Origin of the sequence: Corynebacterium sp. KPL4015, from assembly GCF_040225725.1 — a bacterium.
Taxonomy (GTDB): Bacteria; Actinomycetota; Actinomycetes; order Mycobacteriales; family Mycobacteriaceae; genus Corynebacterium; species Corynebacterium rhinophilum.
The window spans coordinates 1-7461 of sequence record NZ_JBEHGF010000042.1 but is presented as its reverse complement, the minus strand read 5'-3'; the positions used below and the strand labels follow the sequence as shown (position 1 = coordinate 7461).

The 7461-nt window shown below is 48.3% G+C and carries 8 protein-coding genes and 3 pseudogenes; 3 read left to right on the top strand and 8 right to left on the bottom strand.

Annotated features, from left to right (window positions below; all coding sequences use genetic code 11):
- Window positions 1–438: 438 nt before the first annotated feature.
- Genes ABRP64_RS11285 through ABRP64_RS11270 form a run of 4 tightly spaced genes read right to left on the bottom strand, consistent with a single transcriptional unit; the run spans window position 439 to window position 3258 of the window.
- On the bottom strand, window positions 439–960 hold the full coding sequence (locus tag ABRP64_RS11285) for a hypothetical protein (protein ID WP_284771331.1): 522 nt from the start codon (window positions 958–960) through the stop codon (window positions 439–441).
- A gap of 60 nt (window positions 961–1020) precedes the next feature.
- Window positions 1021–2160, bottom strand: a complete 1140-nt coding sequence (locus ABRP64_RS11280) for a hypothetical protein (RefSeq protein WP_349866496.1) — start codon at window positions 2158–2160, stop codon at window positions 1021–1023.
- Window positions 2150–2863, bottom strand: coding sequence for an ATP-binding cassette domain-containing protein (locus tag ABRP64_RS11275; RefSeq protein ID WP_349866494.1), 714 nt, complete (start codon window positions 2861–2863; stop codon window positions 2150–2152). Before ABRP64_RS11275 ends, ABRP64_RS11280 begins: the two co-directional genes overlap by 11 nt.
- Window positions 2857–3258, bottom strand: a complete 402-nt coding sequence (locus tag ABRP64_RS11270; protein WP_349866492.1) for a hypothetical protein — start codon at window positions 3256–3258, stop codon at window positions 2857–2859. The genes ABRP64_RS11275 and ABRP64_RS11270 overlap by 7 nt, the downstream gene beginning before the upstream one ends.
- 347 nt (window positions 3259–3605) lie before the next feature.
- Between ABRP64_RS11270 and ABRP64_RS11265 the strand changes: the two are divergent.
- Window positions 3606–3734: pseudogene (locus ABRP64_RS11265) on the top strand (IS30 family transposase); the annotation flags it as partial.
- Here ABRP64_RS11265 and ABRP64_RS11260 read toward each other — a convergent pair.
- Window positions 3733–4151, bottom strand: a pseudogene (locus tag ABRP64_RS11260) (transposase); the annotation flags it as partial. The pseudogenes ABRP64_RS11265 and ABRP64_RS11260 sit on opposite strands and share 2 nt — an antisense overlap.
- A gap of 144 nt (window positions 4152–4295) precedes the next feature.
- Here ABRP64_RS11260 and ABRP64_RS11255 point away from each other — a divergent pair.
- Both ABRP64_RS11255 and ABRP64_RS11250 read left to right on the top strand, forming a co-directional pair.
- The gene (locus ABRP64_RS11255) at window positions 4296–4907 is read left to right on the top strand and encodes a hypothetical protein (RefSeq protein WP_284783759.1); all 612 of its coding nucleotides are present in this window, start codon (window positions 4296–4298) and stop codon (window positions 4905–4907) included.
- Window positions 4908–4910: 3 nt separating this feature from the next.
- On the top strand, window positions 4911–5255 hold the full coding sequence (locus ABRP64_RS11250; RefSeq protein WP_349866490.1) for a pentapeptide repeat-containing protein: 345 nt from the start codon (window positions 4911–4913) through the stop codon (window positions 5253–5255).
- A gap of 687 nt (window positions 5256–5942) precedes the next feature.
- Here ABRP64_RS11250 and ABRP64_RS11245 read toward each other — a convergent pair.
- From ABRP64_RS11245 to ABRP64_RS11235, 3 genes and pseudogenes are all read right to left on the bottom strand, one after another.
- On the bottom strand, window positions 5943–6137 hold the full coding sequence (locus ABRP64_RS11245; protein ID WP_502880541.1) for a hypothetical protein: 195 nt from the start codon (window positions 6135–6137) through the stop codon (window positions 5943–5945).
- A 329-nt stretch (window positions 6138–6466) separates the two neighbouring features.
- Complete coding sequence (locus ABRP64_RS11240) at window positions 6467–6685, bottom strand: transposase (protein ID WP_349866489.1); 219 nt, start codon at window positions 6683–6685, stop codon at window positions 6467–6469.
- A gap of 36 nt (window positions 6686–6721) precedes the next feature.
- Window positions 6722–7461, bottom strand: a pseudogene (locus ABRP64_RS11235) (IS256 family transposase); the annotation flags it as partial.

The following is a 7461-nucleotide window of genomic DNA, read 5'->3' as shown; positions in this document are numbered from 1 at the left end:
GTCCTCATTGTTCTCATAGAGGGCCACGGCATCGCGTTTGAACTGTTCGGAGTACCTGGACATGGTGGTAGATTACCTTTCTTCCCAGCTCGACTGGGCTGGATATCAGGTGTCCACCAAATGGGGGTCAGGTCCCTTTCGCTACATGAGCAATTGGGCGCTGCGATTCGATTACCAGGTTCGCGGCTTCACGTCGATACTCAGGTGTGTATTTCTGGCGTTGTTGACCCACAATGAACATCCTGTCTTGCGGACACAAAATCCACACTAATCGGGTCTCCACCAAACGAGGGTAACCTCATAGCCGCCTAATCACTAGGTAGTTCTATTACGTGACTTCGTTTCAAAGATTTGCGGGTAACCTTAGGCCTGCCCCGGCTACTTCAGCAGATAGCTATTCTTCACTCCGTACAAAAAATTGACACGCTCTACTTCTAGCTAAAACACAGATCGTTTGAATTTACGCAAAGAAATAACACTCACGAACAACGAAACTATACTTAATATTAGTGGAATACGGCTGGGTGGAACCTCTAGAGCGAAAAGTAGGAATCTCCAATGCGTATCAAATAATGATGGCCAAAGAGCGGTTTGCAAAACAAGCTGTGCTACAAGTAACAAAGCGAGTGTATCCACACTCACATATCTACCTATAAGTAGTGTCAAAGCGGTAAGAACAGTAGATACATAAGCGAATCTAGTGCTTCCTATGCCACAAAGGGAAAAGATCCAAGGAATAATCCATAAAACTAAGAGAACTATACCATCAATAACTAGCCAATTCCGTGAAACTTGAGCCTCTAACCTGGAAATCTGATTTCTGAAGAAAATCACTGGCAATGCAGCATAAGAAAACGAACACAAAGTACCAACGTTTGCCCCAGCAGTATCATCGAGCCAAGGGATATTTAGCAACCATCCCTCAGCGAAAGAAAGAACAAAGGCAATAAACAGCACCATTATTAGGACAGTAATTAGCCTATGCCCACGGCAGTACAAGAATGCGTATGAAGTCATGGGCTAATCGCTCACTCTGCATACAGAATGCTCAATACGTTGAGCAACGTCTTCAACGGTAACTTGTTGATTAGGCTCCCAAGGAAGACCACTAAGCGTAATTCCCAAATCTTTCGCCGGAATTCCACAGACTTTAGCGTCTGAACGAATGAGTTCCGCAGATCCAGCTTGATCCACAAACTCTCCAACTATCCCTTTTACAGTGGATTGACCGCTTAGACTTAGATGCTCTTCCGAAAGATCTCCCCACATGACGGGACGTTCTGAGAAATCTCTCCACTCAGGGGGTGATATTTTAGAGAAAGCATCCCTCGCCTGGATATTAAGCGATATATTTTCGTTAGGAACTTCCGGCCATGCGCAGACCTTAGAAGAGCAAACAAGCTGACGAGAATCTCTTTGTTCAAGGCCAAACTCTGTGAGCTGCTGCGCCCAAGCAAAAGAACCGATGAGGGAAATAAGGCCTAAAAGGAAAGTCAACATATACATTTTACTACTGTGCCTAAACAGTGCCGCAGCCGAGACTATGGTCAGCGTGGCTCCAATAATCCCTGCAATTGCTGTCCCAATTGCTTTCACATCTAGCGTTGCATCAAAAGAACAGCACGCTAAAAAATCACCAGTTATATGTCTAAGGGCCCCAGGAGAAGTGGCTGGAACTACCGCATACCAAGAATATGCAAGCGCAGCTGATACAGACACTGAAACCAGTGGTTTAAACGAAAAACCAAGTGCACTTCCAATTAGCGTCCAACAGATACCGACGATGGACGAATACGCCAGCATAACCCAAAAGATTAAAGAGCCGAACAGCGAAGAATCAGTACTTTGTGAAAGATTTGCTAATACATAGCCAAGAGGAAAAATCAGCGACCATGCAAACATTCGGTTCACATAGATACGAGCCACCGATTTTCGCCCCATCTGCACTAGAGGACGAAATCGTGATGCCTCCCATGCCATTGCGGCAGAAACCGCAGGGGCAATTACGAAGAATACCAATGTAGATTGAGCAGCTATCGACTCATAGTATGGCGTCTTTCCTAATTCCGAAATAGGAACCGCGCTGAGGATTATCCCAATAAGACAAATCCATAATGATGGACGGCGAAGCCAGTGTTTAATACCGAAATTAGGAACCACTGTAGTTTCCTCTCCGTACAAAAGATCGTGAGAGAATATGTGCCGGGGATTTTCCGGGTTCTGAAGCTAACTGCACGAAATCATGTCGTGAACCATCAAAATGTAGCTTTCCCTTATCAAGGACGAGAACGCGCTCGAAAGGTCTCTGTAGTTCGCCGGCATCATGCGTTGAGACGACTAGATTATGTCCTCTATCCACAATCCGTTGGTATACCTCAGTTACATGCTCTTTGTTGAGTGGATCAAGTGCCGCACTTGGTTCATCAAGCAGCAGTGTTTCCGCCCCAGAGTTCAACGCAGTGGCGATCGCCAGCCTAGAGCGTTCCCCTCCGCTAAGACTTTCACACCGTTGATTAGACACTCTTGACAGATCTACAAAATCTAGCCAATCTAAGCTTTCTTTCTTTGCGGCCTTTTTATCTCGCCCAAACAGCCAAGCAACATAAGCACAGTACTCACTAGAGGTGAAACCGGTAATAGGATTGAATGTCTGCTCTACTACAGATATAGATCCCTTCCTTAGTACTGTTCCTTCCTTTGGAGAAGAATCTGATGCAAGAGCAGAAAAAAGTGTTGATTTCCCTGCACCGTTAGCTCCCAGAAGAAGCGTGGGTCGTTCATCTATCACTAACTGTGGTATATCCAGAATTATTTTACTTGAACGCCGGATTTTTAGTGCATTAGCTTGAATGGTCGCTACCATACAAATTTCATCCATTTGATGGTTAAGTGGTTCCAATCAAATGTATGGATATCAGCATGATAATTTCCCGCAGCCTGGCGCCCCCACCCGCCTCGGTCCCATCCTCCATAGCATTTATTGAGCGAACGTGAACCTAGGTCGGGGTCCGGCTTCATAGAAAGCTCTCGACGCAGGGTCATCTCAACTTTTCCAGGAGATCCATGTGGATCATTTAAACAGGTAGCTGCTGTAATCTCCGTGTTGTACCCGTCTATATTTCGATCGATCCACCCACGAGTCTTGTAGCCATCGCGAACGCCACTAACACTGGTTTCAAAGTTCTCCTCCGCGTTCGCTGGAGCAGCGAACATAGAAACCGCCAAGGCGGTTACTAACCCTGCTGCAATTTTCTTCATCACAGTACTTCCCTCTCGGAATTTAGACACGTCAAAATCGACCTCACCTTTATGACCTTTATGTGTGTTTGCTTCAGACTTCAGTATTATAAAGGATCGCCTATATCGGGAACAGTGTTAACCTAACATAGGCATCTATAGCATGTACAGCCCGCAGTAAAGATATTCTAAGTACTACCCCCAATTACCATTTCTTCTTAAGGTTGATCCGCCTCCAAAATGGCATGTCCACTTCATATCCCACGAACTAAACGCCAGGTTCAAACGACATAACTGTTCCGAGTTGACGCGTCCCCGCTAGGCTAAGAGCGCCCCTTTGCGGGCAATCCCAGCAACGCTTCGTTGACGACATGATCCTCATCGACGACCGGCCAGATGAGGTTACTGAACGTATTTTGCCAGGCCATTGGGAAGGCGACCTCATCCTTGGTAAAAATAACCAATCAGCGGTAATCACATTAGTAGAACGCTTCAGTAGCCGCGTGAAGTAATGAATCCACGATCTGCTTGTTTTAGGACTCGGCAGATGGCCCCGGGCCCCAAACTGATCTTTGTACGCGTCGATGTAAGGGATCATTTGGTCGTGGGGTAGTCGAGTTCCGCTGCGAAAAAGCCGAAGCAGTCTTAACAATCCCGTTTGCTCGTTTCAGCTCACGGTTTTCGCGGCGCAGACGCTTGAGTTCTTCTTCCATTGTTTCGCTGCCTGAAGCGTCAGAATTATCGCGTACTGAAGCGCTGTCACGGTACCAAGCCCGCAACGTGTGGTGAGATCCTCCAAGGAGCTCACCGATCTCTGTGTAGGCACGTTGCAGTGAGCAAGACTCCAGGCGGACCATTTCGATGATCTGATGGACCGCCTTCTCCTTAAACTCGACGGAATACTTTCTAGGCATAGTTCAATCCTTCCTTAGCTGAGGTAAGAACTAAACCCAGGACGCTTCAGTTTGTATTCCATATCACGCATATGAGCATTCCCTTCGTTAATTAAAGAAGGTACTTTTAGGATAAGTAATTTTCTACAAGTAGGAGACTCTATCATGCGGAAATACTGGATCAAAAACGCACTAGGCAAGACAATGGCTGCTCTACTTCTAATGGCTAATTTGTCTCAACCAGCTGCCAATGCATCTACCTCTGCCCCTACAAAAGATTTCGGGGTCATCCCAGGAACAGTGGAAAGCTATGACTCTACAGCGGAGGAAATCTTGACAGAAGTTGCCACTTCGAAGAACTTCGATACTTCTGTCGACTCGGAATTATCTTTCTTTGGAAATAAAGGCCCCTACACTATAGTGTCGCAGTGGACGGATAAGAATGGAAAGCTGATTTACCTTCGAGAAAAGGCTCGGGCGAAAAACCAGAACAAACACGGTTTATCCATTCGTGCTTCACAAGCTTCAACAAAATATGCGCCAAAGATTAAGCGCTCCGGCGACCGCTATGAATATCGCCTGCCCATGGATCATATTTCCTGCTCGGGTTGGGGACCTTTTAAGAGGTGCCGGAAAGTTGAAACCACAGACATATTAACGGTGGTTGGTTTCAACAAGGTAAGGGACGGCAAACCTTACGGAGTTGTAACCACCCACTGCCTTGGCTACCAAGGCCGTTGCCCGCAATGGATTATCAATTCACCGCAGATTAAATAACAAATGTACAAAACGATACCTCAATCGTGGGCCACGGGGCTCGCTGGGAAAGACATTTCCGGAAAGGATATGTCCAACTATGATCTGATGGACATCAATCTCGAAGGAAGCATATGCAAAGGATGCTCGTTCCGTGGCTCCATGGTGGCATGGGCTAACTTGAAATCGGCAGATTTCACCGACGCAGATTTTACGAACGCAATTCTTAGCGAGTCAGACCTTCGTGGAGCGACATTAACGCGCGCTAATTTTACGAACGCATATCTGGTACCTGTTACCGCCAATCCAAGGCAATTCTCTGAATGTACAGGTTTGGAGGCAAGTAATGTGATACTTTATAGTCCCTGATTGCGCCTAAACGAATTCCGTTCAAGCCCTACCGTAAATCGGGCGTTGGAAACGCCTAGGGCGGTGCAGCCGTATCGGTAAATCTGCACACCCGTCAGTCCTGTCATATGTCTTGCCATATGGCGGGACATATGATGAGGTATATACTTTAGCGTATGTGAAGTGCCCCGTTGGGGTTGCCCGCAAATCGTGGACACGTAGTGGAGCTACCTCGTGGTTAGGTAGCTATTTCTTTTCTGCTGGTGGTTAGGCTGGTGTGGTTCTCGAAGTCGATGGGGCTGACCATCCCGAGGGCTTCAGTGTCGGCGTCGACGGTTGTAGACGACTTCAATCCAGTAAGCCACAGTCTGACGCGCAGCATCGCGGGTGGCCAGCGCTTCCGGTCGTAGAACTTAAGTTTTAAGCGTCGACCAGAACGACTCAGCCATCGCGTTATCGAAACACACCCCGGTACGCCCCACCGTCTGAGCAACACCTAGGTTGCGGCATACCTCCCAGAGTTGTTCGCTGGTACATTGCGTTCCGCGGTCAGCGTGAAACACGAGACCATCAGCAACGTCACCGCGCAGCGCATGTGCTATTCGCAGTGCTCCTTTGACTAGGCGCGTATCTTGGGCGCTATTCATAGCCTAGCCCAGCACACGACGGGAGTGGCCGTCTCGGATCACGCACAAGTACAACCATCCTTCATCGGTGCGCAGGTAGATAAATATCTGACATCCGCACCCGGTTGAGCTCACCAGTATCAAACATGCGCTTGACCAGGTCAGGAAGCGTGGACTTGCGCTTGGCTTGGATCGTTGTCACTGGAACGAAAGCACGCGGTGAAATCCCTTCAATGCCCACCATGCGCATCCGCTTGGCTACAGTCTTGCGATTCACACTGATCTGGTAGCGCTCACCTAGTTCTGCGGTGATTCACAGGGCACCATAGACCTCGTCGGAGTCTTTTTCAGATCTGATGAATCTTGCGATCAACATCATCGTAAAATGATGCACGATCATCTTTACCGGATAAGCGTTTCTGCTGTATATGGGCCCATGTGTAGTATCCAGACCGAGATACCTTCAAAAGGCGTGCCATGCGTTTGATACTGAAATTCGCCTTGCTCTGGCTGCATCAATTCGAACTTTTCTGCTCGCGTTGCCTTAAAGCGAAGAAGGCTGTCGCTTGTGACAAAAACTCGTTATCCATCTTGGCTTCTGCCAGCTCACGACGCAGACGAGTATTCTCCGCACGAAGATCCGCCTCGCTTAATCCATCGGAGGAGCCTTAGGCGTTGACGCTCATTTTTTACCCATCGACCTAAAAGACCTGGTGCGACACCAATTTCTTTGGCTACATGAGCAATTGGGCGCTGCGATTCGATTACCAGGTTCGCGGCTTCACGTCGATACTCAGGTGTGTACTTCTGGCGTTGTTGACCCACAAGAGCGTGTCAAGTTGTTTGTGTGTGGGGCTAGGTTTATAGGTATTTGTCGAAGCGGTCGGGAAAGGCTACGGCCATTTGGTTGATGGCTTGTTTCCAGCCGGAAACTCGGGCTCCTTCCATGAGTCTGCCGGCTGTTCTTGAGACTCGTTTGCCCTGCTTCGCTCTCTTTGCAGCGCGTTTGTCTTCGATATTGCAGATCATCAGCCATAGCGTTTTCAGCGCGGATTCATCGTTGGTGAACTGCACCCTGTTGCGGGTAGCTTTACGCAGTTCATTGTTGAATGATTCAATCGAATTCGCCGTCATAGATTACCTTTCTGACTGCTGGCGGGAACTGCAGAAACGGTACGAAACGCGCCCAAGCATCTCGCCAGACTTTGACTGAGCGTGGATACTTTTCTGCTAATTCAGAGGCTTCAAATTCGTCTAAAGCAACCTGTGCTGTGGTTTCATCCGCGGCGGTGTAGATCTTTTTCAACGCGGCCGATACGCCCCGGCGATCCCCGTAGGTGACCTGCCGGTTAGCGGCACGAATCAGGTGCACGATACAGGTTTGCACCATAGAGTGCGGCCAGGTTGCCTCTACTGCTTCCGGCAGGCCTTTCAGCCCGTCACAGCAGACGATAAAGACGTCTTTGGCCCCACGATTAGCCAGGTTAGAGCACACCTGCGCCCAGAAGGAAGCACCTTCTTCTTTGGCAATCCACAACCCCACAATGTGCTTAATACCGTCAAGATCCACACCAATTGCCATGTACGCGGACTTGTTGACC